At 64.1% G+C, this 25,550-nt stretch carries 30 protein-coding genes, 1 tRNA gene and 1 riboswitch; of the genes, 21 read left to right on the top strand and 10 right to left on the bottom strand.

Going from position 1 to position 25,550, the window contains the following annotated elements:
* Window positions 1–114: 114 nt before the first annotated feature.
* The 5 genes from gcvP to gltX form a co-directional block, all read right to left on the bottom strand.
* Window positions 115–2,952, bottom strand: coding sequence for an aminomethyl-transferring glycine dehydrogenase (gene gcvP, locus HYN69_RS13685; protein ID WP_108436224.1), 2,838 nt, complete (start codon window positions 2,950–2,952; stop codon window positions 115–117).
* A gap of 97 nt (window positions 2,953–3,049) precedes the next feature.
* On the bottom strand, window positions 3,050–3,409 hold the full coding sequence (gcvH, locus tag HYN69_RS13680; RefSeq protein WP_108436223.1) for a glycine cleavage system protein GcvH: 360 nt from the start codon (window positions 3,407–3,409) through the stop codon (window positions 3,050–3,052).
* A 9-nt stretch (window positions 3,410–3,418) separates the two neighbouring features.
* A complete protein-coding gene (gcvT, locus tag HYN69_RS13675) occupies window positions 3,419–4,543 on the bottom strand; it encodes a glycine cleavage system aminomethyltransferase GcvT (RefSeq protein ID WP_108436222.1) in 1,125 nt (374 codons plus the stop codon).
* A 151-nt stretch (window positions 4,544–4,694) separates the two neighbouring features.
* A riboswitch (glycine riboswitch) is annotated at window positions 4,695–4,788 on the bottom strand.
* A gap of 66 nt (window positions 4,789–4,854) precedes the next feature.
* Complete coding sequence (locus HYN69_RS13670) at window positions 4,855–6,222, bottom strand: MATE family efflux transporter (RefSeq protein ID WP_108436221.1); 1,368 nt, start codon at window positions 6,220–6,222, stop codon at window positions 4,855–4,857.
* 101 nt (window positions 6,223–6,323) lie between these two features.
* Window positions 6,324–7,652 (bottom strand): glutamate--tRNA ligase, encoded by a 1,329-nt coding sequence (gene gltX / locus HYN69_RS13665; protein ID WP_108436220.1) that lies wholly within the window; start codon window positions 7,650–7,652, stop codon window positions 6,324–6,326.
* A gap of 81 nt (window positions 7,653–7,733) precedes the next feature.
* Here gltX and HYN69_RS13660 point away from each other — a divergent pair, with 81 nt between their 5' ends.
* The gene (locus HYN69_RS13660) at window positions 7,734–8,165 is read left to right on the top strand and encodes a metallopeptidase family protein (RefSeq protein WP_108436219.1); all 432 of its coding nucleotides are present in this window, start codon (window positions 7,734–7,736) and stop codon (window positions 8,163–8,165) included.
* A 73-nt stretch (window positions 8,166–8,238) separates the two neighbouring features.
* The gene (locus HYN69_RS13655; protein WP_108436218.1) at window positions 8,239–9,165 is read left to right on the top strand and encodes an MBL fold metallo-hydrolase; all 927 of its coding nucleotides are present in this window, start codon (window positions 8,239–8,241) and stop codon (window positions 9,163–9,165) included.
* A 163-nt stretch (window positions 9,166–9,328) separates the two neighbouring features.
* Here HYN69_RS13655 and wrbA read toward each other — a convergent pair whose 3' ends face one another.
* Window positions 9,329–9,922, bottom strand: a complete 594-nt coding sequence (gene wrbA / locus HYN69_RS13650) for an NAD(P)H:quinone oxidoreductase (protein WP_108437217.1) — start codon at window positions 9,920–9,922, stop codon at window positions 9,329–9,331.
* A gap of 156 nt (window positions 9,923–10,078) precedes the next feature.
* On the opposite strand from wrbA, the gene HYN69_RS13645 reads away from it, so the two are divergent.
* From HYN69_RS13645 to HYN69_RS13615, 7 genes are all read left to right on the top strand, one after another.
* Complete coding sequence (locus HYN69_RS13645; protein ID WP_230426424.1) at window positions 10,079–11,059, top strand: 1-phosphofructokinase family hexose kinase; 981 nt, start codon at window positions 10,079–10,081, stop codon at window positions 11,057–11,059.
* Between the two features lie 232 nt (window positions 11,060–11,291).
* Window positions 11,292–11,978 (top strand): AzlC family ABC transporter permease, encoded by a 687-nt coding sequence (locus HYN69_RS13640; RefSeq protein WP_108436217.1) that lies wholly within the window; start codon window positions 11,292–11,294, stop codon window positions 11,976–11,978.
* Window positions 11,975–12,295, top strand: a complete 321-nt coding sequence (locus HYN69_RS13635) for an AzlD domain-containing protein (protein ID WP_108436216.1) — start codon at window positions 11,975–11,977, stop codon at window positions 12,293–12,295. Before HYN69_RS13640 ends, HYN69_RS13635 begins: the two co-directional genes overlap by 4 nt.
* Before the next feature lie 141 nt (window positions 12,296–12,436).
* Window positions 12,437–12,754, top strand: coding sequence for a DUF3775 domain-containing protein (locus HYN69_RS13630; protein WP_108437215.1), 318 nt, complete (start codon window positions 12,437–12,439; stop codon window positions 12,752–12,754).
* Between the two features lie 57 nt (window positions 12,755–12,811).
* Window positions 12,812–13,258, top strand: coding sequence for a thioredoxin family protein (locus tag HYN69_RS13625; RefSeq protein WP_108436215.1), 447 nt, complete (start codon window positions 12,812–12,814; stop codon window positions 13,256–13,258).
* Between the two features lie 46 nt (window positions 13,259–13,304).
* Window positions 13,305–13,380 (top strand) — tRNA-Ala (locus tag HYN69_RS13620).
* 416 nt (window positions 13,381–13,796) lie between these two features.
* Window positions 13,797–14,036 (top strand): hypothetical protein, encoded by a 240-nt coding sequence (locus HYN69_RS13615; RefSeq protein ID WP_108436214.1) that lies wholly within the window; start codon window positions 13,797–13,799, stop codon window positions 14,034–14,036.
* Between the two features lie 68 nt (window positions 14,037–14,104).
* Here the strand turns inward: HYN69_RS13615 and HYN69_RS13610 are convergent, their stop codons facing one another.
* The gene (locus HYN69_RS13610; RefSeq protein ID WP_230426423.1) at window positions 14,105–14,212 is read right to left on the bottom strand and encodes a DUF3387 domain-containing protein; all 108 of its coding nucleotides are present in this window, start codon (window positions 14,210–14,212) and stop codon (window positions 14,105–14,107) included.
* Between the two features lie 288 nt (window positions 14,213–14,500).
* On the opposite strand from HYN69_RS13610, the gene HYN69_RS13605 reads away from it, so the two are divergent.
* The 4 genes from HYN69_RS13605 to HYN69_RS13590 all read left to right on the top strand — a co-directional run bounded on the left by HYN69_RS13605 (window position 14,501) and on the right by HYN69_RS13590 (window position 16,913).
* Window positions 14,501–14,791 carry a BufA1 family periplasmic bufferin-type metallophore gene (locus HYN69_RS13605; RefSeq protein WP_108437214.1) on the top strand — a complete coding sequence of 97 codons (291 nt, stop codon included), beginning with the start codon at window positions 14,501–14,503 and terminating at the stop codon, window positions 14,789–14,791.
* Between the two features lie 61 nt (window positions 14,792–14,852).
* Window positions 14,853–15,701, top strand: a complete 849-nt coding sequence (gene bufB, locus HYN69_RS13600; protein ID WP_108436212.1) for an MNIO family bufferin maturase — start codon at window positions 14,853–14,855, stop codon at window positions 15,699–15,701.
* 4 nt (window positions 15,702–15,705) lie between these two features.
* Window positions 15,706–16,446 (top strand): HvfC/BufC N-terminal domain-containing protein, encoded by a 741-nt coding sequence (locus HYN69_RS13595; protein WP_216824611.1) that lies wholly within the window; start codon window positions 15,706–15,708, stop codon window positions 16,444–16,446.
* Complete coding sequence (locus HYN69_RS13590; protein ID WP_108436210.1) at window positions 16,443–16,913, top strand: DoxX family protein; 471 nt, start codon at window positions 16,443–16,445, stop codon at window positions 16,911–16,913. Before HYN69_RS13595 ends, HYN69_RS13590 begins: the two co-directional genes overlap by 4 nt.
* Window positions 16,914–17,036: 123 nt before the next feature.
* Here the strand turns inward: HYN69_RS13590 and HYN69_RS13585 are convergent, their stop codons facing one another.
* The 3 genes from HYN69_RS13585 to HYN69_RS13575 all read right to left on the bottom strand — a co-directional run bounded on the left by HYN69_RS13585 (window position 17,037) and on the right by HYN69_RS13575 (window position 19,120).
* Window positions 17,037–17,789 carry an FG-GAP repeat domain-containing protein gene (locus HYN69_RS13585; RefSeq protein ID WP_159082478.1) on the bottom strand — a complete coding sequence of 251 codons (753 nt, stop codon included), beginning with the start codon at window positions 17,787–17,789 and terminating at the stop codon, window positions 17,037–17,039.
* Between the two features lie 150 nt (window positions 17,790–17,939).
* Window positions 17,940–18,575 carry an NrsF family protein gene (locus HYN69_RS13580; protein WP_108436208.1) on the bottom strand — a complete coding sequence of 212 codons (636 nt, stop codon included), beginning with the start codon at window positions 18,573–18,575 and terminating at the stop codon, window positions 17,940–17,942.
* A complete protein-coding gene (locus HYN69_RS13575) occupies window positions 18,572–19,120 on the bottom strand; it encodes a sigma factor (RefSeq protein ID WP_230426422.1) in 549 nt (182 codons plus the stop codon). The genes HYN69_RS13580 and HYN69_RS13575 overlap by 4 nt, the downstream gene beginning before the upstream one ends.
* Before the next feature lie 259 nt (window positions 19,121–19,379).
* On the opposite strand from HYN69_RS13575, the gene HYN69_RS13570 reads away from it, so the two are divergent.
* The 8 genes from HYN69_RS13570 to HYN69_RS13540 all read left to right on the top strand — a co-directional run bounded on the left by HYN69_RS13570 (window position 19,380) and on the right by HYN69_RS13540 (window position 25,514).
* Window positions 19,380–20,093 (top strand): cytochrome c biogenesis CcdA family protein, encoded by a 714-nt coding sequence (locus tag HYN69_RS13570; RefSeq protein WP_108436207.1) that lies wholly within the window; start codon window positions 19,380–19,382, stop codon window positions 20,091–20,093.
* Between the two features lie 17 nt (window positions 20,094–20,110).
* On the top strand, window positions 20,111–20,518 hold the full coding sequence (locus HYN69_RS13565) for a thioredoxin family protein (protein WP_108436206.1): 408 nt from the start codon (window positions 20,111–20,113) through the stop codon (window positions 20,516–20,518).
* A 31-nt stretch (window positions 20,519–20,549) separates the two neighbouring features.
* Window positions 20,550–20,786: a hypothetical protein gene (locus tag HYN69_RS21225; protein WP_216824610.1), complete on the top strand. Its 237-nt coding sequence runs from the start codon at window positions 20,550–20,552 to the stop codon at window positions 20,784–20,786.
* 22 nt (window positions 20,787–20,808) lie between these two features.
* Window positions 20,809–21,333 carry a hypothetical protein gene (locus HYN69_RS13560; RefSeq protein WP_108436205.1) on the top strand — a complete coding sequence of 175 codons (525 nt, stop codon included), beginning with the start codon at window positions 20,809–20,811 and terminating at the stop codon, window positions 21,331–21,333.
* Window positions 21,306–22,052 carry an SGNH/GDSL hydrolase family protein gene (locus HYN69_RS13555; protein ID WP_108436204.1) on the top strand — a complete coding sequence of 249 codons (747 nt, stop codon included), beginning with the start codon at window positions 21,306–21,308 and terminating at the stop codon, window positions 22,050–22,052. The genes HYN69_RS13560 and HYN69_RS13555 overlap by 28 nt, the downstream gene beginning before the upstream one ends.
* 105 nt (window positions 22,053–22,157) lie before the next feature.
* The gene (locus HYN69_RS13550) at window positions 22,158–22,679 is read left to right on the top strand and encodes a YHS domain-containing (seleno)protein (protein ID WP_108436203.1); all 522 of its coding nucleotides are present in this window, start codon (window positions 22,158–22,160) and stop codon (window positions 22,677–22,679) included.
* A gap of 13 nt (window positions 22,680–22,692) precedes the next feature.
* Entirely contained in the window at window positions 22,693–23,925 is a 1,233-nt protein-coding gene (locus HYN69_RS13545; protein WP_230426421.1) for a CaiB/BaiF CoA transferase family protein, read from the top strand.
* Window positions 23,922–25,514 carry a thiamine pyrophosphate-binding protein gene (locus HYN69_RS13540; protein WP_108436202.1) on the top strand — a complete coding sequence of 531 codons (1,593 nt, stop codon included), beginning with the start codon at window positions 23,922–23,924 and terminating at the stop codon, window positions 25,512–25,514. The genes HYN69_RS13545 and HYN69_RS13540 overlap by 4 nt, the downstream gene beginning before the upstream one ends.
* Window positions 25,515–25,550: the final 36 nt, after the last annotated feature.

Raw genomic sequence — 25,550 nt, 5'->3', positions numbered from 1 at the left:
TCCCCTTGGGGGAGAGGGTCAGGGTGAGGGGGGGCGCAAAACCGCCCCCGCCATTCGTTACCATATCCCTAACGCAGCGATTCTCGCGTCTGCATCACCCGTGCATCGCTCGTGTCACTCGGCTGCCGCCAGATAATCCTCGAGCGGCGGGCAGGTGCACACCAGATTCCGGTCGCCGAAAACGTTGTCCACACGGCCCACGGGCGGCCAGTACTTGTCCACCCGGAACGCCCCCGGCGGGAAACATCCCTGCTCGCGCGGATACTTGCGCGTCCAGTCGGCGACCAGATCTTCCACCGTATGCGGGGCATGGCGCAGGGGGCTATCCTCGGCAGAAATCTCACCCTTTTCAACGGCTTGGATTTCCGCCCGTATCGCCAGAAGCGCCGTGATGAAGCGGTCGATCTCGGCCTTGGTCTCGCTTTCCGTCGGCTCCACCATCAGCGTTCCCGCCACCGGCCAAGACATCGTGGGCGCGTGGAATCCGTTATCCACCAAGCGCTTGGCGATATCGTCCACCGTCACGCCCACTTCGGCGAAAGGCCGCGTGTCGAGGATGCATTCATGCGCCACCCGCCCCCGGTTCCCCATGAACAGGATCGGATAGCTTCCCGTCAACCGCGCCGCGATGTAATTGGCGTTCAAGATCGCCACCCGCGTCGCCTGCGTCAGGCCAGACCCGCCCATCATCAGGCAATAGGCCCATGAAATCAGCAGGATACTCGCGCTGCCAAAGGGCGCCGCGCTGACTGCCCCGTCGGTTCCCTGTTCGGAATGGCCGGGCAGGAACGGCGCCAGATGCGCCTTGACGCCAATCGGTCCCATCCCCGGCCCCCCGCCGCCATGCGGAATGGCAAAGGTCTTGTGCAGGTTCAAATGGCTCACATCCGACCCGATCTCGCCCGGTTTCACCAGCCCCACCAGCGCGTTCATATTCGCCCCGTCGAGGTAAACCTGCCCTCCGAAATCATGCGTGATCTTGCAGATTTCCTTGACAGTCTCTTCGAAAACACCGTGCGTCGACGGATAGGTGATCATGCAGGCCGCCAGATTTTCCCCAGCCGCTTCAGCCTTTTGCCGGAAATCGTCAAGGTCGACATCCCCGTTCGGGGCCGATTTCACCACCACCACCTGCATCCCCGCCATTTGCGCCGACGCAGGGTTCGTGCCATGCGCCGAAACGGGAATCAGGCAGATGTTGCGGTGCATGTCGCCCCGCGCACGGTGGTATGCCTGAATGGTAAGGAGTCCGGCATATTCTCCCTGAGCGCCCGAATTCGGCTGCATGGAGAACGCATCATAACCCGTCACCTCGCACAGCTTTGCCGTCAGATCCTCGATCGCTTCGCGGTAGCCAAGCGCCTGATCCGCGGGCGCAAAGGGGTGAAGGCTGCCGAATTCCGGCCAGGTGATCGGCATCATCTCGGCCGCAGCGTTCAGCTTCATGGTGCAAGACCCCAGCGGAATCATCGCACGGTCAAGCGCAAGGTCGCGGTCCGACAGGCGGCGCATATAGCGCATCATCTCGGATTCGGCGCGGTTCATGTGAAAAACGGGGTGGGTCAGATACTCCGTCTCGCGCAGCATCGCTTCGGGGAAGCCCAGCGTGGCGCGATGCGGCGGCACCCCGTCGATGCCGAATGCCCGCAACACGCGGATCAGCACCTTTTCATCGGTCGTTTCGTCCAGCGTGATCCCCACGCGGTCGTGGCCTACCTTGCGGAAGTTCAACCCCTCGGCCCGCGCAGCCGCCATGATCCCCGCCTGCCCAACGCCGACCTCGACCGTGATCGTGTCGAAGAACGCCTTGGGAGACACCTTGGCACCCGCCGCTTTCAGCGCCCGCGCCAGACGGTTGGTCAGAAAATGCACCCGCTCGGCAATTGCCCGCAGCCCCTTTGGCCCGTGGAACACAGCGTAGAAACTGGCCATGACGGCCAAAAGCGCCTGCGCGGTGCAAACGTTGCTCGTGGCCTTTTCGCGGCGGATATGCTGCTCGCGGGTTTGCAAGGACAAGCGATACGCCTTGTTGCCCCGCGCATCGATGGAAACCCCCACGATACGCCCCGGCATGGCCCGTTTCAGATCGTCGCGGCAGGACATGAACGCCGCATGCGGCCCGCCATAGCCCATCGGCACGCCGAAACGCTGGCTCGACCCGATGGCGATATCGGCCCCCATCGCGCCCGGTTCTTTCAAAAGCGTTAACGCCAGCAGGTCCGTGGCGACGACGGCAATTGCCTTATTGTCGTGCAAATAATTGATTTCGTTTGTAAAATCAGTAACATGTCCATGCGTTCCGGGATACTGGAAGATCGCGCCGAACACCTTGTCGGCCTCCATCGCCTCGGGCGCCCCCACGATCACCTCGATCCCCAAGGGCAGGGCGCGGGTCTTGATCACGGCGATGGTCTGCGGATGGCAGCCATGGTCGACGAAGAACCCCCGCGCTTTCGACTTGGCCACCCGCTCGGCCATGGCCATGGCTTCCGCCGCGGCCGTCGCCTCGTCCAGCAGGCTGGCATTGGCGACCGGCAGGCCGGTCAGATCGGCGATCATGGTCTGATAGTTGAGCAGCGCTTCCAGCCGCCCTTGGGCAATCTCGGGCTGATAGGGGGTATAGGCCGTATACCACGCCGGATTCTCAAGGATATTCCGCTGGATGGCAGGCGGCGTCACGGTCCCGTAATAGCCTTGGCCGATCAGGCTGGTCATCACCTTGTTGCGCCCCGCCACGGCTCGCATCCGCGCCAGCAACTCATGCTCGGACAAGGGTGCCCAACCCAGAGGCACCGACTGGCGGATCGATGCAGGCACCGTCTGGTCGATCAACTCGTCCAGCGAGGCAACCCCGACCGCTTTCAGCATCTCGTCCATCTCGGAGGGCGAGGGGCCGATGTGGCGGCGGTTCGCGAAATCGTAGGGGTTATAGTCAACGGGCGTAAAGGCCATGGCGCGGCTCCTTTCCATGTCGTTGCGGGCGCGGGGTGGCGCCCACAAAATCCGTATCGGCGGATTCCAGCTTGGAAAACCGCTTTAAAACAATCTCTTATGCGATCAGATCGTTGTATTCGTCTTCGTCCATGAACTGGTCGAGCACCGAAAGGTCATCGACCTTTATCTTGAAGAACCAGGCCGCCCCCAGCGGGTCGTCGTTCACCAGACCGGGCGCATCGACGAGCTTGGCGTTCACTTCGACGATTTCGCCATCGACGGGGGCCAGAATGTCGGACGCCGCCTTGACGCTTTCGATCACCACAACCTCATCGCCCGAAGCGACCATGGTTTCGGTTTCCGGCAGTTCGACGAACACAACATCGCCCAGTTGCGTCGCGGCATGTTCGGTGATTCCGACGACGACCAAGTCGCCCTCGACCCGCAGCCATTCGTGATCTTCGGTATATTTCATCTTGGGTCCTCAGCGCTTGTAACGTGTTGGGTGGAAAGGCAAATCGCAGACCGTCACGGCCAGGCGCTTTCCGCGCACCTCGCCCAGCAGCGACGTTCCGACTGCGGCATTAGACGCATCGACATATCCCATTGCAACGGGGGCTTCGACCGATGGACCAAAGCCGCCGGAGGTGACTGTGCCGACCTTTTCGCCTGCCTCGGTGAACAGTTCGGTCCCCTCGCGCATCGAGGCGCGGCCTTCGGGTTTCAGGCCGACGCGCAGGCGCTTTGGTCCGTTGGCCAGTTCCGACAGGATGCGGTCGGCACCCGGGAACCCGCCTGCGCGGTCGCCTGTGCGGCGGGATTTCTGGATCGCCCATGTCAGAGCGGCTTCGACGGGGGTCGTGGCCTCGTCAAGGTCATGGCCGTAAAGGCAAAGTCCGGCTTCGAGCCGCAGGCTGTCGCGGGCGCCGAGACCGATGGGCATGACCTCGGGGTGGTCGAGCAGGGCTTTGGCAAAGGTTTCGGCGGCGGTTTCGGGCAAGGAAATCTCGAACCCGTCCTCGCCGGTGTAGCCGGAGCGCGAGATCCAGAGTTCGGTGCCGTTCCAGACCGGACGGGCGACATCCATGAAGCGCAGGGCGGCGGTTTCGGGGATCAGGCGGGCGAGAACATCGCCGGCATGCGGGCCCTGAAGGGCCAAAAGCGCCCTGTTTTCAATGTATTCCACCGTCGCAGCCTCTGCGAGGCTGGCGCGCATATGGGCAACATCGGCGTCCTTGCAGGCGGCGTTGACCACCACGAAGAAATGATCTCCACGGTTGGCGAACATCAGGTCGTCAAGCACCCCGCCCGCATCGTTGGTGAACAACCCGTAGCGTTGCCGACCCTGCGCCAGACCCAGCACGTCGACCGGCATCATCGCCTCGAAGGCGAGGGCGAGGGACGCCATGTCGGTCTTGGGGCGCAGGATCACCTGTCCCATGTGGCTGACATCAAAGAGGCCCGCTGCGGTTCGGGTGTGGAGGTGTTCCTTCATCACTCCGGCGGGGTATTGGACCGGCATTTCATAGCCGGCAAAGGGGACCATCTTGCCGCCGAGGGCTACGTGGAGGTCGTGCAGACCCAATCGTTTCAGCTTCGGATCGGCCATGCCGCTCCCCTTTCCAAAGCCGGATAACGCATACCGGCACCGTCCAGACAGGCTAACCCCTGTCCCGCGATGCCCCCTCTGTCCTTGCCCGTAGCGGGGCGCCTGAGATCGTTATCCCTTCGGCGGGCCTTTCGGCCACTCTCCAGAGTGTGTGTCAGAAACGGTCCCTTGCGCCTGAGAGTTTACCGGGGCGGTTGCTCCTTCGGCACCGGCTGCATGCAACCGGATTCTCCCGAATCTGATGAATCAAGGGTTAAACCACCGCGCGGACCCGTGGCAAGCCGAAAAAGAATACCGTGGTATACGGTTTCTTAAGCTGCTTTCGCCGCCGCTGCGCCGTGGCCACGGGCGAGGGCGACGCGGTCGATCACGCGCCATGCCAGCCAGACAGCGAGGAGGCCAAAGAGGATGCCACCCACGGCCTGACCGATGAGGATGCCCTGCGCGCCCCAGTAACCGCCAAGCCACATGGCAAAGGGCACGGTGCCGAGCGTGTGGCGGCCCCAGTTCACCATGGTGGACTGGAACGCCGCACCGAGGTTGTTGCACAGCGCATTGGCCACGAAGATCATGGCGTTGAAGAAAAAGAGCAGGCTGAGCGGGCCGCAGAACAGGTAGACCAGATCGCGGGTCAGCCCTTCGGCGTGGAACAGATCGCCAATGGGGCCGCGCGCGGCAAAGAGCAGGGCCGACATGCCGACGATGACCATGCCCGCAAAAAGCAAGCCGTCGAGGAAGGCGCGGCGCACGCGGTCGATCCGGCCCGCGCCGAGGTTCTGGCCGAAGATCGGGCCGACCGCGCCTGACAGCGCGAAGATGATGCCAAAGGCCACGGGGGTAAGGCGTCCGGCTATCGCCATGCCAGCCACCGCAGCCTCGCCGTAGCCTGCGACCATGCGGGTGATGACGGCTTGGCCGACAGGGGTGGCAAGCTGGGTCAGTATCGCAGGGCCGGAGATTGTCATCAGGGGCGGGGCGGCCTCGGTCAGGCTGCGGCGGGTGACGGGGGCAAAGCCGCCGTAGTTTTTCCAAATGGGATAGATGCCCATCACGATGATCGCAAGGCGCGACCCCCAACCCGCGAGTGCCGCGCCGGTCAGACCCAGATCGGCCCAGAGGATCAGCACAGGATCGAGAGCGGCCAGAACTACGGCTCCCCAGACGGTGACCATCATCGAGCGCCGCGCATCGCCATGCGCCCGCAAGATGCCGGTGGCGACGATGCCGACCATCAGAAGCGGTTGCAGCGGGGTCATCAGTTGCAGATACCACAGCGTTTCGTCGGCGGTGCGCCCTTCGGCCCCCAGAACGCCGACGATGGCGGGCAGGGCGGCCCAGACCACGGCGGCAAAGACCACGCCGAACAGCCCGCCGAGGACAAGGCCCGAGGTGGCGCGTTCACGGGCAAGCGGCAGGTCACGTTCACCGATGGCGCGGGCGACGCGGGCCGAGACGCCGACCGACAGGCCGATGCCGAAAGCGGTGGTAAAGAACAGGACCGCGCCCGCATAGCCGATGGCGGCGGTTTTTACCGGATCGCCGAGCCACGAGATGTAGACCATGTTGATCAGGTCGACGACGAAGATCGCCATGAGGCCGACCGAGGACGACAACGACATCACCGCGATGTGGCGCAGAAGGTTGCCTTGGACGAATTTGGCCTGCTGCGGGGAGGACATCGGGTTTCCTTTGCGGGGCATGCCGCGATATAATGCGAAAAATGAACCGCAAGGATGAACTTGCGGTTACCGTTACGTCCTGTGACCGCGTCTGGCGGGCGTCAGCCCGCCTTGACGACCTTGAGCAGCGGCATGACATCGGCCATTTCCGGCCCGTTGGCGCGGCCTGTCAGCGCCTTTCTCAGCGGCATGTAAAGGCCCTTGCCCTTGCGTCCGGTGGCGGTTTTGACGGCCTCGGTCCATGCGCTCCAGGTCGATTTGGTCCATGGGCGCGGCGGGAGGAGGGCCACGGCTTCCTTGACGAAATCGGCATCCTCGGGGTCGACCAGCGGGTCGGCACCGTTCTGGAACAGGTCGGCCCATTCCTTGAGGTCGGACAGGATGGTGATGTTGGCCTTGGCGATGTCCCAGAAATCGGGGGCTTCTTCGGCGGTGACTCCAAGGGCTGCGATGCGGTCGGCCACGGCGGGCAGGGGCAGGGACTGGACATGCGCGCGGGTCAGCGGGAACAGGTCTTCGGCGTCGAATTTGGTGGGGGCCGCACCGAAGCTGCCCACGTCGAAACCGTCGATCAGGTCTTGCATGGAATGGGCAAGCTCGACCGGCTTGGACGATCCGAGGCGGGCCATCAGCGACAAAAGCGCCATGGGTTCGACGCCCTGGGCGCGCAGGTCGCGCAAGGACAGCGTGCCGAGGCGTTTGGAAAGTTCTTCGCCCTTGGCGCCGGTGAGGAGCGAGTGGTGCGCGAAAGAGGGCGGGGTTCCGCCCATGGCTTCCATGATCTGGATCTGGGTCGCGGTGTTGGTGACGTGGTCGGCGCCCCGAACAATGAAGGTCACGCCCATGTCGATGTCGTCGACCGAGGAGGCGAAGGTGTAAAGCACCTGCCCGTCGGCGCGGATCAGGACGGGGTCGGAGACGGAGGCGGCGTCGATGGAGATGGGGCCGAGGATGCCATCGGGCCATTCGATGCGGGTCTGGTTCAAAAGGAAACGCCAATAGCCGTCGCGGCCTTCGGCGCGCATCTTGGTCTTGTCGTCTTCTGAAAGGCCCAGCGAGGCGCGATCATACACCGGCGGGCGGTGCATGTTGAGCTGCTTCTTGCGTTTCAGGTCGAGTTCGACGGGGGACTCGAAGCATTCGTAGAAGCGGTTCTTGGCTTTCAGGTCTTCGGCGGCCTCGCGGTAGCGGTCCATGCGGAGCGACTGCTTTTCGACGCGGTCCCAATGGATGCCGAGCCATTCGAGGTCTGCCATGATGCCGTCGGCATATTCCTGTTTCGAGCGTTCCTGATCGGTGTCGTCGAGGCGCAGGATGAAGGTTCCGCCTGCCTTGCGGGTGATGAGGTAGTTCATCAGCGCGGTGCGAAGGTTGCCAACGTGGATATAGCCGGTCGGCGACGGGGCGAAGCGGGTGGTGACGTTGGACATTTTGGCTCTCCGGTGACCGCGATGCTCTTTCACAGGCGCGGGGTTTTGTCCATATCTGTGGGGGATCGAATGGAGGGTGGGATGGCCGAAACCGAAGATGCGCCGACATGGGACGGTTTTGTCGCGCCCGATCTCGGGTTGATCGAGGAGTTGGCGCGGGATGCGATTGCCGCCTTGCCCGCGCCCTACCGCGAGGCGGCGGCGCTGGTGGCGCTGCGGGTGGTCGATTTCGCGCCGGACGAGGTGATCGAGGAGATGGGGCTGACCGATCCGTTCGAGCTGACGGGGCTGTACGACGGTGTGCCGTTGACCGAGAAGTCGGTGATGGACCAACCGGCGCAGCCCGATGTGATCTGGCTGTTCCGGCGACCCATTCTGGACGAATGGTGCGAGCGGGGCGATGTGGGCTTGGGCGACATGGTGGGCCATGTGCTGGTGCACGAATTGGCGCATCACTTCGGCTGGTCGGACGGTGATATCGCCGCGATCGATCCGTGGTGGGAGCGTGACTGACGAAGGCGTGATTTGGCGGGCAAAAGGCGCGACCTATCCTTTTGGGAGTTTCGCAACATCCAAGGATACGCCCATGACCGATACCCGTTTGTCGCGCCGTCAGGCGATGTTTGCCGCCTCGGCTTTGCCCTTTGCGCCTTTGCTGATGACCGGTGCGGCGCAGGCTGCCGTGCCGTTGCAGGGGCCTGCGATGCCCTTGTTCCACCGCGCCAAGGTCGGGGGCTTCGAGGTGACGACGCTGCTGGCCGGATCGCGGGAAGGCGACAAGCCGCAGGAGACATTCGGGATGAACGTGCCGGCCGAGGAGTTCGCGGCGGTGTCGGCGGCGAATTTCATCCCCGATGACAAGACGTTCAACAGTTTCGCGCCGGTGCTTGTAAACACCGGTTCCGAACTGGTTTTGTTCGATACCGGCCTGTCTGCCGAGGGGATCACGGCGGCGCTGGCGGCGGCGGGGATCGCGCCGGATCAGGTGGATGTGGTGGTGCTGACCCATATGCATGGCGACCATATCGGCGGGCTTGGCGGGGCAACCCCGACATTCGCCAATGCGCGCTACGTTACGGGGGCGGCCGAGCATAACAACTGGTCGCAGGCGGCGAACGAGGGGTTCGATGCGAATGTGAAGCCGCTGAACGACAAGTTCACCTTCCTTGACGATGGCGGTTCGGTGGTGTCGGGCATCACGGCGATGGCTGCTCCGGGGCATACGCCGGGACATTTCGCCTATCGGATCGAAAGCAACGGGGCGCAACTGGCGGTGTTGGCGGATACGACGAACCACTATGTCTGGTCGCTGGCCTATCCCGATTGGGAAGTGCGTTTCGATCAGGACAAGACGCAGGCGGCGGCGACGCGGCGACAGATGCTCGGGATGCTGGCGGCGGATCGTATCGCCTTTGCGGGCTATCACATGCCGTTTCCCGGCATCGGCTTTGTCGAGGCGGCTGGCGACGGGTTCCGCTATGTGCCGGCCTCGTATCAGTTCATGTTCGGTTAACCAAAAGGGCAGGGGGCGAACGCGCCCCCTCTGGCCGCTCTGCGGCCATTCACCCCCTGTGGATATTTGGGCCGAGAAGAAGCCGGGGTGTCTATCCTTGTCTTCCGGGTCAGAATGAACAGGGAGGGTCCGGGAGGGCAGGTGCCCTCCCGGTGCTTTGGTTTCAGGCCTTGAGCTTGGCCGCGATTTCGACGGTGCGCTTGGCCTGATGGCCGATCGAGGCTTTCGCCTTGTCGTCGAATTCGGCACCCTGGGTGTGGCTGTAGCCGTACGGGTTGCCGCCCGTGGCGAAGAGGGCTGCATCGGTGTAGCCGGGGGCCACGATGACCGAGCCCCAATGCATGAAGCTGGTGTAAAGGCCGAGGATCGTCGCCTCTTGCCCGCCATGTGCGTTCTGGGCGCTGGTCATGGCCGAGACGGCCTTGTTCGACAGTTTGCCGGTGAACCACTGGCCGCCGAGCGTGTCGATGAAGGCGCGCAGTTGCGAGGTGGCCGAACCAAAGCGCGTGGGGGTCGAGAAGATATAGGCGTCGGCCCATTCCATGTCGGCGGGGGTGGCGACGGGAACCGACGACTGGTTTTCAGCGGCGGCTTTCCATGCATCTTGGCTGTTCACCACATCGGCGGGCGCGGTTTCTGCGATCCGCAGAACCTTGACCTCGGCGCCAGCGGCGCGGGCGGCTTCGGCGGCGATTTCGGCCATTTTATGGTTGGTGCCATAGGTCGAATAATAGATCACGGCGAGTTTGACGGTCATTTTCAGCCTCATTGAGCGAAAGCGTTGGGGTAATCCTGTGCGATTTACCTAATCGCTTTGCCGATGTGCGAATATGCCGATGCGCGCAGAGGGTCTGTGCGCCGTTGCGCGGGTTGTAGCACTGCGGGCGTTAGCGCTATCCTAACGGCGCGGGCGATGGAGGATTTCATGGGCGAAAAAGGCGGTTTCCGGCATCAGGCGCCGATCCTGACATTGACGCTGAACCCGGCGCTGGACATGGCGACGGAAGTGGCGGTGATGCGGCCCGACGAGAAATTGCGCTGCACCGATCCGCAGCTCGACCCCGGTGGCGGCGGGCTGAACGTCAGCCGCGCGGTGCATCTGATGGGGGGCGAGAGCCTTGCGCTGGTGGCGCTGGGCGGGCTGACGGGCGACCGGCTGGCCGAATTGATCCGCCGCGAGGGGGTGATGTTTCTGGGCATCACCGGACCGGGCGAGACGCGGCAAAGCCTGACGGTGAACGAGGCCGAAACGGGGCGGCAATACCGCTTCATGCTGCCCGGTCCGGTCTGGCACGAGGCCGATCAGGAGCGGGTGTTCATGCTGCTCCGGGCAGCGGGGAAACCGGGCGGTTTCGCAGTGATTTCAGGCAGTCAGCCCCCCGGCGTCCCGGTGGATTTTCCGGCAAGGCTGGCTGCGGCCATGGCGGGAATGCGGGTGGTGATGGACACGAGCGGGGCTGCGCTGACGCGGGCGGTGGAGCATCCGGTGCCGGGGCTGGAAGTGCTACGGATGGATGGCGAAGAGGCCGAGGCGCTGGCAGGGCGGGTGCTTGCGACGCGGGCCGAGACGGCGGATTTCGCCGTGGAACTGGTGGCGCGGGGCGTGGCGAAAAAGGTGATCGTGGCGCGCGGCGCGGACGGGTCGGTGCTGGCGGGGGAAGGGGTGCGGCTGTTTGCATCGGCGCCCAAGGTGGCGGTGCGCTCGAAGGTCGGGGCGGGCGACAGTTTCGTCGGCGGCTATGTGCTGGCGCTGGCGCGGGGCGGGACGGAAGCCGAGGCTTTGGCGATGGGGGTGGCGGCGGCGGCGGCTGCGGTGATGTCGGCTGCGACCGAACTTTGCCGCAACGAGGACGTTTTGCGGCTTTTGCCGCAAGCGGTGGTCGAGATAGTTTAGTATCTGATTTTGCAGGGATTTTCTGTTAACCGGATGGTCATCTTTCGGAGCGTCCGATGCACGGTCTATGCACAGGCTATGCATATGTTTTCCGCAAAAGCGTTAAGATCGGTTCATCTGTTCGCGCGGGTTGGCCGCGGCCTTACGGCGGGCTGACGGTAGCTTGACGGCAGCTTGTCGGGGGCGCTAGGGCTTGGCGGCTTTTGCGCCTTGTGGCGGTTCGGGGGACGGATTGGACGAGACACCATCGACATTTTCGCGGGGGCTTCTCACCTCGGTTCCGATTGCGCTTGGTTACTTTCCGATCGCCTTTGCCTTTGGCGTGGCGGCGACCAAGGCGGGGTTTTCCGGGGCCGAGGCCTTTGTGTTGTCGCTGGTCATCTATGCCGGGGCATCGCAGTTTCTGGCGCTGGCCCTGATGACGAGCGGCGCGCCGCTGCTGGTGGCGGCGTTCACGCTGGTCGCGATGAACCTGCGGCATGTGCTTTACGGGCCTGCCTTGATGAAGGCGGCGGGCGAGGGGGCGTCGCGCCATCTGGCATGGGGCTGGGCCTGGGGCCTGACGGACGAGGTGTTCGGCGCGGCGCTGGGCGAGATGGCGCGGGGGCGGCGGTTTTCGGAACGCTACATGTTCGGGCTTGGGCTTGGGGCCTATGCCGCCTGGGTTTCAGGCACCGTCGTGGGGGCGGTCGCGGGAGGCGGCGCCTTGCAGGGGTGGCCGGCGGTCGAGGCGGGGCTGGGGTTCATGCTGCCCGCGCTGTTTCTGGCGCTGCTTTTGTCGATTCTGACCCGGGCGGCGGTTCCGGTGATCGCGGTGGCGGGTTTGGTGACGGTCTGTGGCACTTTGGCGGTATCGCCCACGGCCGGAATTCTGGGCGGTATGGTGGCGGGGGCCTTGGCGGGCGTGGTGCGGACATGAGGGTCGAGGTTCTGGCGCTGGCGCTGATCGTGGGTTTGGCGAATTACGTGTTCCGCTATGGGCCGATTGGTGCGCGGTTGGGTGCGGGGCAGGCGGGCGGGGCGGGCTGGATCGCGCGGTTTCTGGCCGCAACGGGGCCTGCGGCGATTGCAACGCTGGTGGTCGCATCGGTGCTGCCCTTGGCGGGCGCGGATCGGGGACCGCTGGTGGCCGGGGTGGCCGGAGTGCTGGCGCTGTGGGTCTGGCGGCGGTCGGTGGTGCTGGCGACGCTGGGGGGAGCTGCGGCTTATGGCTTGGTCTTTGCGGTGAGCGCGTAGGCCCCCCTCTCGGGCCTGCGCCCGTTACCCCCCGAGGATATCCGGACGAGCATGAAAGTCACGATTGGCTGTAACAATCGCTAAGGGCTTGCCTGACGGGCGGGGCGGGCGGACCATCTGGCGGATCGGGGGGTGGATGGCATGATCGAGATCGCAGCGGACAAGGTGGTTCAGGTGGTGTTTCTGGCGCGCGAGGGCCCGGCGGGCGCGCGGGAGTTGCACGCATTTATCGGCGGGCTGAACGAGGACGAGAAGGCGCATCTGACCGCGTTGGCCTGGGTGGGGCGCGGAGCCTTTGGTGCGGAAGCCTACGGCGAGGCGGTGGCCACGGCCTTTGCCGAGGCGACGGTGCCGACGGATGTCTACCTGATGGGGATGCCGCATCTGGCCGAGAATCTGGAAGCGGGGCTGGATGCGATGGGGGTCGATGTGGCGGGCGCCGAGGAAGATCTGTTGTGAGGGGTTGCGGCAGGCCGGGGTGGTTATCATATTCCGGTTAAAGAATGTGAGGGCGCCATGGCGGATGGATTGAAGCTGGTTTGTGCAGTTTGTGGACAGGCCAACCGTGTCGCGGCGGATCGTCTGGCTGCGGGGCCGAAATGCGGCAGTTGCGGCGAGGCGCTGGCCGATGGTCGGGTGCACGAGTTGGACGGGCTGAGCCATGACAAGGCGGTGCGGGGGGATGATGTGCCCTTGCTTGTCGATTACTGGGCGCCCTGGTGCGGGCCGTGCCGTACGATGGCGCCGGAATTCGCCAAGGCGGCGAAGGCTTTGGCACCGCAGGTCCGGTTGGGCAAGCTGAACACCGAAGAGCATCCGGGCATCGCGCAGCGGGCGGCGATCCGGGGGATTCCGGCGCTGGTCCTGTATCACCGGGGGCGCGAGGTCGCGCGGCTGCCGGGCGCGCGGCCGGCGGCGGATATCGTAGCTTTCGTGCAGTCGCACCGGACGGCGCGGGCCTGAGCCGGTCTTGACAAGAGGGCGGTGACGGGCGAGAAACCTGCACGTGGGGGCAGTAGCTCAGTTGGGAGAGCGCGTCGTTCGCAATGACGAGGTCAGGGGTTCGATCCCCCTCTGCTCCACCAGATCCAGTCGATAACATCTTGATATAACTGATGAAATTGGGCGACGCCTTGGGCGTCGCACCGCTTTTCCCGCCGAGACGTACTCTACCCTCTTTGACGAGGCCTGTTACCCGGCTTTCTCTTGCAGAATGCCAAGCCGCGCCGGTCGAGCGCGGATGTCTTGGGTCGCTTTGTAGCGGGAGCGACCAGCAACACACACCCAAAGCTTTCGCGGTTTGATGACTGCGACGTTGACCTTTGTTAACGGCGCGGCGCAGCGTAACGGACGGCGCTTCGTAGATTGTGCCTTTCGTTACAATATAAGACTTAGGAGACTTACGTTCATGAGAATTTCAACTGGTTTTGTGCTTGCCGCGTCGCTTGCGGCATCCCTCGGGGCATGTGCAAAATCGCCCGCGTCGATTGCTCCTGTGTCAATGGCCGGAGCCTATGACAACCTGTCCTGCAAGAAGGCGCGTCCCATGCTAGAGCAGGAGCGTCAGACGCTCTCCGCTTTGGAATCGCAGCAAAAGAGCGCCCAGACGGGTGATGCTATTGGCGTGTTTTTGGTGCTGATCCCCGTGTCGAGTTTGACCGGCGCCGATCGTGAAGGTGCGATTGCCACCAGCAAAGGCAAAATACTCGCGCTGGAAGCCCGTGTTCAGGAATGCAGCTAATCGCTACCGGACCACAGTTCTAGAGAGTGCGTTTTCGGGGATTGGGCGGCTTAGTGCCGCCCATTTCATTATGCGGCACACTTCGCTGAAAGTGCCGCGGCCTGCCAAAGCACCAGCTGTACCGCTATATACTGCAGGTCCGGTGAGTATCCGTACTTCCGCAGGATACGCTTCACCAAGACGCGCAGTCGCGCGCTGTCCTGTGTTCAGCAAACCGTCATGGATGCCGGAGTTCCAATTCTGCCCCAAGATCACAGTCACGCCAGTCTGTGCAGTCTGCTGGTCGAAGGCCGCCAGATCATGCCTTTTTCGAGAACAGCCTGACATCGCCAGCGATCCGTCCTTTTGACCAAACCGGATCAGGGAAACACGGTGTCGTGAACGCTGTAACAAGTGTCATGCTGCCGCGAATTGTCAGATGCGGACCCGAAAAACGGGGCCTCTGGATCAGGATGGAGCATGACATGACGATGAAATCGACCTTTGCGCTTGGCGCGACCCTGGCCTGCGCTTTGTCCACGATGGCGGTGACGGCGGCCCATGCCGAGGGCGGGATGGAAAAGTGCTTTGGCGTGGCCGAAGCTGGCAAGAACGATTGTGCCGCTGGCGCCGGCACGACCTGCGCGGGCACGTCCAAAGTGGATTTCCAGGGCAATGCCTGGAAGCTGGTTCCGGCTGGCACCTGCGCCACGATGGAACTGCCCGAAGGCCGCATGGGCAGCCTCGAGGCGCTTACGCGCGATGTCCCCGCATGACCTTGCTTCAGGGCGGGGCATGTTGCCCCGTCCTGACCCTTACTTCCAAGGAACGCGCGCCATGCCCCTTCCCGCCGCTGCCGGTATCGGTTTCAAGCCCGAGCATTTCGACCGGATCCGCACCACGCCGGGTCTTGGGTTTCTGGAGGTGCATGCCGAAAACTACCTTGGGGCGGGCGGCCTGCCGCATCACCAACTGGGTCTCTTGCGCCGGGATCATGCGCTGTCCATTCACGGCGTCGGTCTGTCGATCGGCGGGTCCGATGCGCTGGACCGCGATCATCTGGCGCGGCTGAAGGCGCTGTGTGACCGTTATCAGCCCGAAAGTTTTTCAGAACATCTGGCTTGGTCCAGTCATGGGGGCGACTATCTGAACGATCTTTTGCCGCTGCCCTATACCGGGGAAACGCTGGATCAGGTCTGCCGGCATGTGTGCCAGGTGCAAGAGGCTTTGGGGCGGCGGATGCTGCTGGAAAATCCCTCGACCTATGTGTTGTTCGAACAATCCACCCTCGCAGAGACCGACTTTCTGGCCGAGATCGTTCGGCGCACCGGCTGCGGGCTGCTTCTGGATGTGAACAACGTCTTCGTTTCGGCCACCAACCACCGGACCGATGCGCTGGCCTATCTTGCGGAATTCCCGATGTCGGCGGTAGGCGAGATTCACCTCGGCGGCCATTCCGGGGAAGAACTGCCCTCTGGCCCGCTTTTGATCGACGCGCATGGAACGCCTGTCGCGGACCCGGTCTGGGCGATCTATGCACAGGTGCTGGCGCAGACCGGGCCGCTGCCCACGCTTATCGAACGGGATAACGATGTGCCGCCTTGGCCCGACCTGTTGGCCGAGGCCCTGCGGGCGCAAGCCCTGCTGGATAAAGCATCGGAGGCCCGCCTTGCCCGCGTATCCTGACCTTGTGCGTGCTTTCGCTTCGGGTTTGGCGAGTGGCACCCTGCCGCCTGGCCTGACGGCGCAGGCCCCCGACGAGGCCGCCCGGCGCTTTGCCGTCTATCGAAACAATGTGGCGCTCAGTCTGGCCGCTGCCCTGTCGGCCCGGTTTCCGGTAATCGAACGCCTTGTGGGCGCAGAGTTCTTTGCCGCAATGGGCCAGATCTACATGGCTGACCACCGTCCGAAATCGCCGGTGCTGCATGAATGGGGCGAAAGTTTTCCGGGCTTTCTGGCCGACTATCCGCCGCTTGCTGCCTATCCCTATATGGCCGATGTCGCGCGGATCGAACTGGCCCGCGGCCGCGCCTATCACGCCGCGGACTGCGCCCCGATTGCGGCTTCGGCCCTGATCTCGGCCGCCGCGGACCCGGGCAGCGCCCGGCTTGGCCTGCATCCTTCGGTTCAAGTCTTGCGGCTGGACACGCCTGCCGCCAGCATCTGGGCGGTTAATCAACCGGGGGCTCTGGCCCAAGGCCTGGCTTCAGGCCCGCAAATCGCGCTGATCTTGCGTAACACGGTCTTCGATGTGCCTGTCAGCGTGCTGGCGCCCGGCGATGCGGAGATGATCACCGCGCTACAACAGGGCCAGACCCTTCTGCATGCAGCAGAGGCCGCAGCCGGGGCCGAACCTGAACACGACCCGCAACCTGTTCTGGTCCGCCTTATGCAGGCGGGCGTCATCACCTTGCCAAAGGAAGCCCCATGATCCCCCTGATCCGCCATCTGAACAGCCGTTTCGACCTGATCCCGCCGGACGCCGTTTCGCTGGCCTTGCGGGTCTTTCCTGCCATGGTCTTCTGGCAATCGGGTCGAACCAAGGTCGAGGGGTTGTTCACCATCAAGGAGTCCACGTGGTTCCTTTTCAAGGAGGAATATGCCCTGCCTTTGGTCGCCTCTGACCTTGCGGCGGTTCTTGCGACCACGGCAGAGCATGTTCTGCCCGCCCTGATGATCCTCGGGCTTTTCACGCGGTTTTCCGCTTTGGGTCTTTTGGCCATGACGCTGGTCATCCAGACCTTTGTCTATCCCGATGCCTGGGTGACGCATGGTCTGTGGGGGGCGGCCCTGTTGGCGCTGATCGCGCGAGGGCCGGGGCGGGTGTCTCTGGATGCCATGTTGGGGCTGGATCATGGCCCGGCCCGGTCAGAAAGCGCCTTGCGGCCGGCGCAATAGGGCTGCGGACGGTCCGGACATATACAGAGAAGACGGCAGTCCTGCCCCTGACCGAAGGCTGAAACCTTGTTCGGGGCACCCTGCGCGCGTGTCAGATCGAAGGGGGCGTGCGGCGGCGAGACCTCAGCATGACCCTAGCCCGGCAGGGAGCTTGCGAGCGGAGGCCCTGCCGATCTGGCGGGCTGTCAGACCTTGAACGTTCCACGTGATCGCCAGAACTTGCTGACCGTCTGCCGACAGAGCGATGATTTCAGGAAGGCCACTGCAGGTTCGAACAAGGCTTTCGACCTGTTCCTGACCTATCGCGTGGTTCGTGACCCCGGCCAAAGCGGCTACTTCCGTCAGTCGATCTCGCTCAAGCCTGACGAGGCGCAGTACACGGGCAAGATGCGGCTTTTCCACATAGGCGATTTCAATCGCCCCGTCCCGATCGAAATCGGCAGCCCCGATCGGCGCCAACCAGCGGTGCTTCGTACCAAGATATGCGGTCGTCGCAAGACGGCGCAACGAGATACCGCCTGCGTCTTTTGTCACTTCCCAGACAGCCAGCCGCGACCCCTTGGACAAATCACTTTCGACGGCGACGACTTCGGGGCGGCCGTCACCGGTGATGTCCCACAGGCGCGGTGCGAAGTCTTCAAACACGCGGGAGTGCGGTTGGTCGATCCTGACCCTGACCACGCCGGAGCTACAGGTTGCACAGGGGGCGAGATCGACCGTTAGGCGACCCCAGGCCGGAATCCGCCCCATGATGTTGTGGTCGTAACGCTTTGTGGGTTCGGCATAGGTTGCACTTACAGGCCAGCCGCCATCAGGCACGGACGAGCCGCCAACCGTCGGCCCGGTTATCGCAAGGCCGACGATCAAGGCGGTCAAGGCGCCGGATCGCACCGAGATGTTTCCCATGGCGTCTGCTCCTTTTGCTGATTGCAGCCGGTCTCCGGTCTCCGGTCGCCGGTCTCCGGTCGCCAGTCTCCGGTCCTTGGCTCGAGGATCAGGGAGGGCCGGATGCGCGGCGCAGAACGCTTACCACCGCAAGGTCCGCGCGCCGATGAGGGTCGACACAAGGGTGACCCCCATGATCGCCAATCCGTACCACGTGACATAGAATAGCGGGCTGTCCTCGGTGCAATGCAGCGCATAGATGGCCGCCGAAAGCCCGGATCCCGCCACACCCGCAACGAAACCGGCCCGCATCGGCGCGGTCGTGGCCCCCTGACGCAGGACATAGAGCATCGTCGCGACCGGCAGAACCGACAAAAGCGGGATCGCCACAAGGCATACCTTCATCGTCTTGCCGACCGTTGCCATCTGCCGCGCCTCGGCCGGTGTGGTGACATAGGCCCAAGCCAGCAGCCCAAGCGCCGCCAGCGCGACCGCCGCCAAAGGCCACAGGCGCGCAGACTGCGCGCCCTCGGGGCGCGCCAAAAGCAAGGCCAGACGCATGGCCGCAAAGCCCAAGGTGCCCGTCAGCAGGATGCGAGCGACAGAGACCGGTGTCACGAGGGCGGTCAGAAGGTCTGCACGAAAGCCCAAGACGAACCACACCGCCAAAGCGACGATCGCCAAAGAGGGCACCATGCCCAGAGCGAGCGTCGTGCGAAGAAGCGGTCGCGGCTTGGTGTCGGCGGCCAGCGCCCGGAGCAGATCATCGGTCTTCATTTCACATGCCTTTCCCGCAGGATGGCCAAAGTTTTCAACGCCCGGTGCAGGGCCACACGCACTGCACCTTCGCTCATCGTCATCGCGGCCCCGGTGTCGGCCACACTGACGCCTTCCAGCCCGATCTTTTGGATGATCGTGGCCGATCTTGTGTCCAACATCCCGATCATCTTTGCCATGTCGGCGGCTTCGGTCGGGTCAGGTCCGGCATCGGCCGCAAGCACATCGGCAAAATCTTCGATCGGTACGTCGATCTTGCGCCCGCGCGCCCGAAAGGCGTCGATGACCTTATGCCGCGTGATGGCATAGGCCCAAGGCCGCACCGGATGGCCGGGCTGCCACGTATGCCGCTTCAGATGGATCGCAAGAAGAACCTCTTGCAGCACATCCTCGCAGGTCGCAACACCAAGGCTGCCGCCCTTTGCCCGGACAATGCCCCGCAACACAGGCGTCACCGCCTGCAGGAACCTGCCATAGGCCCGGGCATCTCCGGCATTCGCGGCCGCCAGAAGCGGCGCCCATTCGTCACCTTGTTCCGCCATCATGCCCTTCCAGTTCGCGCCCCGGCTCGATTTGTTACAGGGTCATTCGCGATAAATGCGGTGTTGGCGCATCCATACACAAGAACGTGACGACTGTAACACTCCGCCCGATTTCACGAAGTGCAAGGGCGAGGCGTACAAGCGCGACCATCACAGGGCAAAGAAGAATGACATTCGACAGGACGGGTCAGAGGCCCGAAAGGCGCCGCAGCATCGGGCAGAGGGTCGCCAAGGGCCTTGGTCATGCGTGGCAGAGGCAAGCATGGATCTGATCTTCGCCTATCTTGCCGGGCTTTTGACCCTGATCAATCCATGCGTGCTGCCGGTGTTGCCCATCGTGCTGGCGTCGAGCCTCCACCGCGACCGTCGCGCGCCCGTGGCGCTTGCAGCGGGTATGAGCCTGTCCTTCGTCACTCTGGGTTTGGGGATCACAGCCCTTGGGCCCGCCCTGGGGTTCGATACCGACAGCGTCGCCCGCATCGCCGCACTCGTCATGGTCGGGTTCGGCCTTGTGATGCTTGTGCCAGCCTTGTCGGCACGGTTTTCGACGGCGACCGCAGGCTTGGCGGCCCGGGCCGACGCGCAGATCGACACGACATCCGACGCAGGGCTTGGCGGGCAGTTCCTGTCAGGGGCCTTGCTTGGTGCGGTCTGGAGCCCCTGCATCGGCCCCACCCTGGGTGCGGCGATTGCATTGGCCTCGACCGGAGAAAACCTTGGCCGTGCGGGCGCAATCATGGCGAGCTTTGCACTTGGCGTGTCCACATTGATCGTCGGTCTTGCATATGGTGCGAAATCCGCCATCCGGCGGCGCCAGACCCTGCTGCGCGCGTTGGCGGATCGTGCCAAACCGGTGATGGGTGCAACCTTTGTCCTTGTTGGCCTGGCGCTTTGGTTCGGCCTGCATCACGTCATCGACCGCTGGTTGATCGAAACGCTTCCCGCCTCGCTGATCGACTTTTCCGTTTCCATCTGAATCAAGGAGCCACCCGAATGCACCGCCGCGATTTCCTTGCCATGTCGGCAAGCCTGACCTTTCTGCCACGCGCCGCCCGCGCGGGAGAAGCGACCCCTTACACCCCAGGTGCGGCCGAGGCCGCCATGGATGCGGGCAAGATCGTCTTTCTGGACTTCTGGGCCAGCTGGTGTTCGACCTGTGCCGCCCAACACCGCGTTCTGGCGGCGCTGAAGGCGGAGAACCCGGCATATGAACAGAATATCGTGTTCTTCGTCGTGGACTGGGACGAATATGGCAAAGGCGATCTTTCCAAATCCCTGAATATCCCGCGCAGGTCGACGCTTGTGGCCATGAAGGGCCTTCAGGAACTGGGCCGGATCGTCGCAGGCACCTCGACCGAGGATATCAGGGCCTTGCTGGATTTGGCTCTGGCCGCCGCCTGACAGACGCCGCCAGACAGATGCCGCCAGACAGATGCCGCCAGACAGATGCCGCCAGACAGATGCCGAAAGCCTGCCGCTGCAAGACCCCCGTACCGGCCGGGTGGTGCGCTGTACCATCCGGCACAGCGTAATGCTTCTCAAGGCCAGCCTTGATGTCACGCTCGCCTTTGCCTTTGCGGATGGCACCGATCTCGGCTGGTCCCCTTTTGGCCGCGCGAGGTGGCACGGGTCTGCCGGACAGCAGTTTCGTGCGACTGCGCCTTCTTGAAATGGTCAAAGGAGAATCCCCGATGAAATTCCTTTTCCAAAGCCAAGGTCTTGTCCGGCGCTTTGCACTGTTGCCTGGCCTTGCATTGGCGCGGGTCCAGGCGGACGTGGCAGGCGCGCAGACCAAGGGCAGATTGCCCGCCCATGTGATCACGGAATTCGGACAGCCGCCCGACAGTCCGGCCGGCCCTTTGCCAGACAGGCTGACGGATGCGATGCAGGTGGCCCTTGTCGACAGTCTGGCCTTCTCGACCCGGGAGCAGCCACAATCGGAGGCCTTGGCCGCGATTGTGCAATCGGGTGATCCCCGTCTGGCATGGGTGATCAGCGATATGATGCGCTTTGTCTCCAGCCATCCCTTGAACACGGCGCTGGCCGGGGCCGCAGCCGATCTGCTTGGGATCGACCCGCCCGCCCGGAACGCATGGGAGGTCATCAATGGGCCGGGCTTGCGGTGCTGGCGCTTGTGGCCCCGGGGCTGGCACACCCCGCCCGAAGCGAGGCCACAGGATCGCCCGATGTGCTGGTCCTTGGAGATTCGCAACTGACCTTTGGCGCCGGAGTGGCGTTTGTCGATCTGTTGACGGGCATGGCCGGAACCTGCGGCCTTGGACAAAGGGCCACGACGGGCGTGATCGGAGTGCGCTCGACCTCTCTGCGGTCGTGGTCGGGGCGCAGCAAGGCGGCCAAGAGGGCCATTTGCGACGCCGATCCGAAGTGGCGGGTGAATGCCGCAGCCTATGGCACCCTGTCCCAAGGCAAGAACCCTTTTGTCCAGATCGGTCGGGGCGCGCAGTTCCAGTTCTGCACGCCGGAACGCTCTGCGCTGGGGGCGGTGTTCCATGACGGCTATTACAAGCCTGCGCTTGTGGTCATGTTTCTGATGGGCAATGCGGCCGAACGCTGGGCCGCCAGCCCCGAGGCCGCGCTGGAGGATGGCCGCGACTTTACAGATGACCTGCCACGGGGACGGCCCTGCATCCTCATGACGTCGGCCCCGCCCTATCGGGAAAAGGAGGTCCGGTTGCGGCAAGAGGCGCAAGACAACATCCAGAGCGCCTTTGACCAACTGGGCCGTTGCAGTTTCGTCCCCGGTCTGACGCCGGACACCATCGCCCTGAACATGCGCAATCCCGCGAATTTCCGCCGCAAGGCTTCGGGTAAAGTCAAGCATACGCTGCATCCGACCGAGGCGGCGGCGCGGCGCTTCCTGCACCTGCGGCGAGAGGCGCTATGTGCGGCAATCTCGACGCAGCTTGCGCGCTGAGCGTGGACCCGGACGCTTCACAGAAGCGAGATCACGCTGAAACGGGTGTAACGGCCGGGCCTCGCCGCACGAATTGCCCCCTGAACCGCCAAACAGGAGCCGATCATGTTCAAGCTTACCGCCGTCGCCGCCGTCTTTGTCGCGGGCCTCATGGGCCCGGCATTTGCAGGGGAGCAATATGTCGACAAGACCGGGCTTGCCGTCTCGGGCTATGATGTCGTGTCGTATTTCGGGCTGGCGCAGTCCGAGGTGGGGCAGCCGCAGGCATCGCCGCTGCCCGGCAATGCCGCCATCACGGCCACCTTCAATGACGCGACCTTTGCCTTTGCCACCGAGGCCAACCGCGCGGCCTTCCTGTCCAACCCCACGGCCTATGTGCCGCAATATGACGGGCATTGCGCCTATGGCGTGGCCCAAGGCGGCAAGGTGCCGGGCAATCCGACGCTGTGGCGGATCGTGGATGGCAAGCTTTACCTGAACATCACCAAGAATGTCGTGGGCTTCTGGGAAGAGGACATTCCCGGCAATCTGAAGAAATCCGAGACGAATTGGGTGGGCATCGAACCCACTGCGGCCTCGACCTCGAAGATCCCCGATTTCAGCTCGGTGGCGCCGGTGTCGAACTGAAAGGTTTCGGGCTTTGACCCTGTCCGAACCGAATGTGACCAGCGCGCGTGCCCTGACCGGCCTGCGCGTTCTCGATCTGTCGCGCATCCTTGCCGGACCGACGGCGACCCAGCTTCTGGCCGATCTGGGCGCCGAGGTCATCAAGATAGAACGTCCGGGCAAGGGCGACGACACGCGCGGCTGGGGGCCTCCGTTTCAATCCCAAGCGCCCGGGCAGAGCGCCTATTACCTGTCGGCCAATCGCGGCAAGCATTCGGTTGCGGTGAACATGGCCGATCCGCGGGGCCAAGGGCTGATCCGGGACCTGGCCGCGCAGTCCGACATTGTGGTCGAGAATTTCAAGCCCGGAGACCTTGCGCGATACGGTCTGGATTATACCGGCCTGAGCCTGGCCAATCGCCGGCTGATCTATTGCTCGATTTCGGGCTTCGGGCAGACGGGACCGAATGCCCATCGTGCGGGCTATGACTTTCTGGTGCAGGGCGAGGGCGGGTTGATGAGCCTGACCGGAACGCCGGAGGGCCAGCCCGTGAAGGCCGGTGTCGGCATCGCGGATGTCCTGTGCGGGATGTATGCAGCGGTCGGGATCCTCGCGGCCGTGCAGGCGCGGCATTCCACGGGGCAGGGGCAGCACATTGACCTTGCGTTGATGGATGTGCAGGTGGCGATGTTGGTCAATCAGGGCGTGGCGCATCTGATGGATGGCCAGATCCCGCCCCGACGCGGCAATGATCACCCGACGATCGTGCCTTATGGCAGTTTTCCCGCGCGGGATGTCAGCTTTATCCTCGCCATCGGCAATGACAGCCAATTCGCCCGCTTTGTCACAGAGGCCGGAGCGCCGGGTCTGGCGCTTGATGCGTGCTTTGCCACCAATGCCGCGCGGGTCCGCAATCGCGAGGTGCTGGTTCCCCTGATTGCCGCCCTGACCGCAGGCCGGGACAGCGCCGATTGGCTGGCCGCTTGCGAGCGTCTGGGGGTGCCCGCAGGCCCCGTGAATGACCTGGCGCAGGTCTTTGCCAGCCCGCAGGTGGCCGCGCGGCATATGGCGGTCAGGATGGAGGGCGGGGTCGATCTGATCGGCAACCCGTTGAAGATGTCGGCAACCCCTGTCACCTATGCCAAAGCTCCGCCCTGTCTGGGCGAGGATTCCGGCGCGGTGCTGGGGCGTATTCTGGGCCTTTCGGCGCAAGCAGTGCAGGACCTTGCTGCGGCAGGGGTGATCGAGGAGGCGCGGGTCCAATGACGACGGGGTCGGATATCATCGGCGAGGCCCTTGCTGCCGCCGGAGCAACCCATGCTTTCGGCATTCCGGGCGGGGAGGTCTTGGGGTTGATGCAGGGCCTTGATACGGCTGGCCTGCAGTTCGTGCTGGTCAAGCATGAGAACGGCGGCGGTTTCATGGCCGAGGGGCTTTGGCACATGACCGGCGCCTTGCCTGTGCTGGTGGCCACGCTTGGGCCGGGAGTCGCCAATGCGGTGAACGTCGTGGCCAATGCGATGCAGGACCGCGTACCCTTGATCTTTCTGACCGGTTGCGTCGATGCGGCCGAGGCCGAAACCTATACCCATCAGATATTTGACCATCAGGCCCTGCTGCGCCCCGTGGTCAAGGGAAGCTTTCGCCTGGCCCAGGGTGCGGTGGCGGCCGGTATGGCCAAGGCCATCGCTCTGGCCGTCTCGGGCCAGCCGGGGCCTGTGCATGTCGATGTGCCGATCGGCGTGGCCGAGGGGCGGTCACGCGAAGCACCGGTAGGGCTGTCACTCGCCACACCCGGCTTGCCCGCCAACATTACCGGGGCGCTGGCGGTGCTGGCCGAGGCCAAGCGTCCGCTGGCCATTGCCGGGGTCGATGCGGTCAACGAAGGGGCAGGCCCCGCGATCACCGCCTTTTGCCGCGCGCATGGCATGCCCCTGATCACCACCTACAAGGGCAAGGGGTTGATGCCGGAAAGCGAATTGCTTTGTCTGGGCGGGGCGGGCCTTTCGCCCAAGGCCGACAGCATCCTGATGCCCCTGATGGCCGAGGCCGACGTGATCCTGCTTTTGGGCTATGACCCGATCGAGATGCGCGCGGGCTGGCGCAACCCCTTTGGCGCGGCCAAGGTGATCGAGCTTGCCCCGACCCGCCGCGATCACGGCATGCACAGCGCAAAGATCACCCTGACCGGGGCGATTGCCCCGACGCTTTCGGAACTGTCCCACGAAGCCCCCGCCCGCTGGCCGGACCATCAGCCGCAGACCGCAAGGGCCGCGCTGAAGGCCGCCTTTTCCGGACCCGGCACCTGGGGGCCGCATGAGGTCTTTGCCACGCTCCGCGCCGTGATGCCGCCCGAAACCGTCATCACCGCCGACAGCGGCGCGCATCGCATCCTGGTCAGCCAGATGTGGGACTGCCCGGGACCGCGCCTGATGCTGCAATCGTCGGGCCTTTGCACCATGGCTTGCGCGGTGCCGCTGGCCGCAGGGGCGAAAATCGGTCGCCCCGATGTGCCGGTCATGGCCTTTGTGGGCGACGCCGGGCTGGAGATGGGGGCGGGCGAGCTGGCAACGCTGGCCGCCCGAAATCTGCCCGTCGTGATCTGCGTTCTGGTCGATCACAGCCTGTCGCTGATCGAGATGAAGCAGCGCAGTGGCCAACGCCCGAACCTTGGCGTCGATTTTACCGGGGCGGGCACGGATTTTGCGGCCCTTGCCCGCGCCTTTGGCGGCCATGGGGTCGATGTCGACTCCGGTGCCTCGCTTGCCGCCGAGGCCAGAGCCGCCCTGTCGCGCGACAGCTTCACGCTGATCGCCGCCCATATCGGGCGCCGGTCCTATGACGGCGCCTTTTAGGGCAGGGTGGTTTCACTTTGCCGTGAAGGGTCCATC

Source organism: Gemmobacter aquarius, assembly GCF_003060865.1.
Classification (GTDB): Bacteria; Pseudomonadota; Alphaproteobacteria; order Rhodobacterales; family Rhodobacteraceae; genus Paragemmobacter; species Paragemmobacter aquarius.
This window is presented reverse-complemented; position numbering and strand designations above follow the sequence as displayed.

What these genes read in the sequence shown, in the direction of transcription:
- gcvP (WP_108436224.1), bottom strand. Translation starts at nt 2,952, where the DNA reads ATGGCCTTTACGCCCGTTGACTATAACCCCTACGATTTCGCGAACCGC.
- gcvH (WP_108436223.1), bottom strand. Translation starts at nt 3,409, where the DNA reads ATGAAATATACCGAAGATCACGAATGGCTGCGGGTCGAGGGCGACTTG.
- gcvT (WP_108436222.1), bottom strand. Translation starts at nt 4,543, where the DNA reads ATGGCCGATCCGAAGCTGAAACGATTGGGTCTGCACGACCTCCACGTA.
- HYN69_RS13670 (WP_108436221.1), bottom strand. Translation starts at nt 6,222, where the DNA reads ATGTCCTCCCCGCAGCAGGCCAAATTCGTCCAAGGCAACCTTCTGCGC.
- gltX (WP_108436220.1), bottom strand. Translation starts at nt 7,652, where the DNA reads ATGTCCAACGTCACCACCCGCTTCGCCCCGTCGCCGACCGGCTATATC.
- HYN69_RS13660 (WP_108436219.1), top strand. Translation starts at nt 7,734, where the DNA reads ATGGCCGAAACCGAAGATGCGCCGACATGGGACGGTTTTGTCGCGCCC.
- HYN69_RS13655 (WP_108436218.1), top strand. Translation starts at nt 8,239, where the DNA reads ATGACCGATACCCGTTTGTCGCGCCGTCAGGCGATGTTTGCCGCCTCG.
- wrbA (WP_108437217.1), bottom strand. Translation starts at nt 9,922, where the DNA reads ATGACCGTCAAACTCGCCGTGATCTATTATTCGACCTATGGCACCAAC.
- HYN69_RS13645 (WP_230426424.1), top strand. Translation starts at nt 10,079, where the DNA reads ATGGAGGATTTCATGGGCGAAAAAGGCGGTTTCCGGCATCAGGCGCCG.
- HYN69_RS13635 (WP_108436216.1), top strand. Translation starts at nt 11,975, where the DNA reads ATGAGGGTCGAGGTTCTGGCGCTGGCGCTGATCGTGGGTTTGGCGAAT.
- HYN69_RS13630 (WP_108437215.1), top strand. Translation starts at nt 12,437, where the DNA reads ATGATCGAGATCGCAGCGGACAAGGTGGTTCAGGTGGTGTTTCTGGCG.
- HYN69_RS13625 (WP_108436215.1), top strand. Translation starts at nt 12,812, where the DNA reads ATGGCGGATGGATTGAAGCTGGTTTGTGCAGTTTGTGGACAGGCCAAC.
- HYN69_RS13615 (WP_108436214.1), top strand. Translation starts at nt 13,797, where the DNA reads ATGGCCGGAGCCTATGACAACCTGTCCTGCAAGAAGGCGCGTCCCATG.
- HYN69_RS13605 (WP_108437214.1), top strand. Translation starts at nt 14,501, where the DNA reads ATGACGATGAAATCGACCTTTGCGCTTGGCGCGACCCTGGCCTGCGCT.
- bufB (WP_108436212.1), top strand. Translation starts at nt 14,853, where the DNA reads ATGCCCCTTCCCGCCGCTGCCGGTATCGGTTTCAAGCCCGAGCATTTC.
- HYN69_RS13590 (WP_108436210.1), top strand. Translation starts at nt 16,443, where the DNA reads ATGATCCCCCTGATCCGCCATCTGAACAGCCGTTTCGACCTGATCCCG.
- HYN69_RS13580 (WP_108436208.1), bottom strand. Translation starts at nt 18,575, where the DNA reads ATGAAGACCGATGATCTGCTCCGGGCGCTGGCCGCCGACACCAAGCCG.
- HYN69_RS13575 (WP_230426422.1), bottom strand. Translation starts at nt 19,120, where the DNA reads ATGATGGCGGAACAAGGTGACGAATGGGCGCCGCTTCTGGCGGCCGCG.
- HYN69_RS13570 (WP_108436207.1), top strand. Translation starts at nt 19,380, where the DNA reads ATGGATCTGATCTTCGCCTATCTTGCCGGGCTTTTGACCCTGATCAAT.
- HYN69_RS13565 (WP_108436206.1), top strand. Translation starts at nt 20,111, where the DNA reads ATGCACCGCCGCGATTTCCTTGCCATGTCGGCAAGCCTGACCTTTCTG.
- HYN69_RS21225 (WP_216824610.1), top strand. Translation starts at nt 20,550, where the DNA reads ATGCCGCCAGACAGATGCCGCCAGACAGATGCCGAAAGCCTGCCGCTG.
- HYN69_RS13560 (WP_108436205.1), top strand. Translation starts at nt 20,809, where the DNA reads ATGAAATTCCTTTTCCAAAGCCAAGGTCTTGTCCGGCGCTTTGCACTG.
- HYN69_RS13550 (WP_108436203.1), top strand. Translation starts at nt 22,158, where the DNA reads ATGTTCAAGCTTACCGCCGTCGCCGCCGTCTTTGTCGCGGGCCTCATG.
- HYN69_RS13540 (WP_108436202.1), top strand. Translation starts at nt 23,922, where the DNA reads ATGACGACGGGGTCGGATATCATCGGCGAGGCCCTTGCTGCCGCCGGA.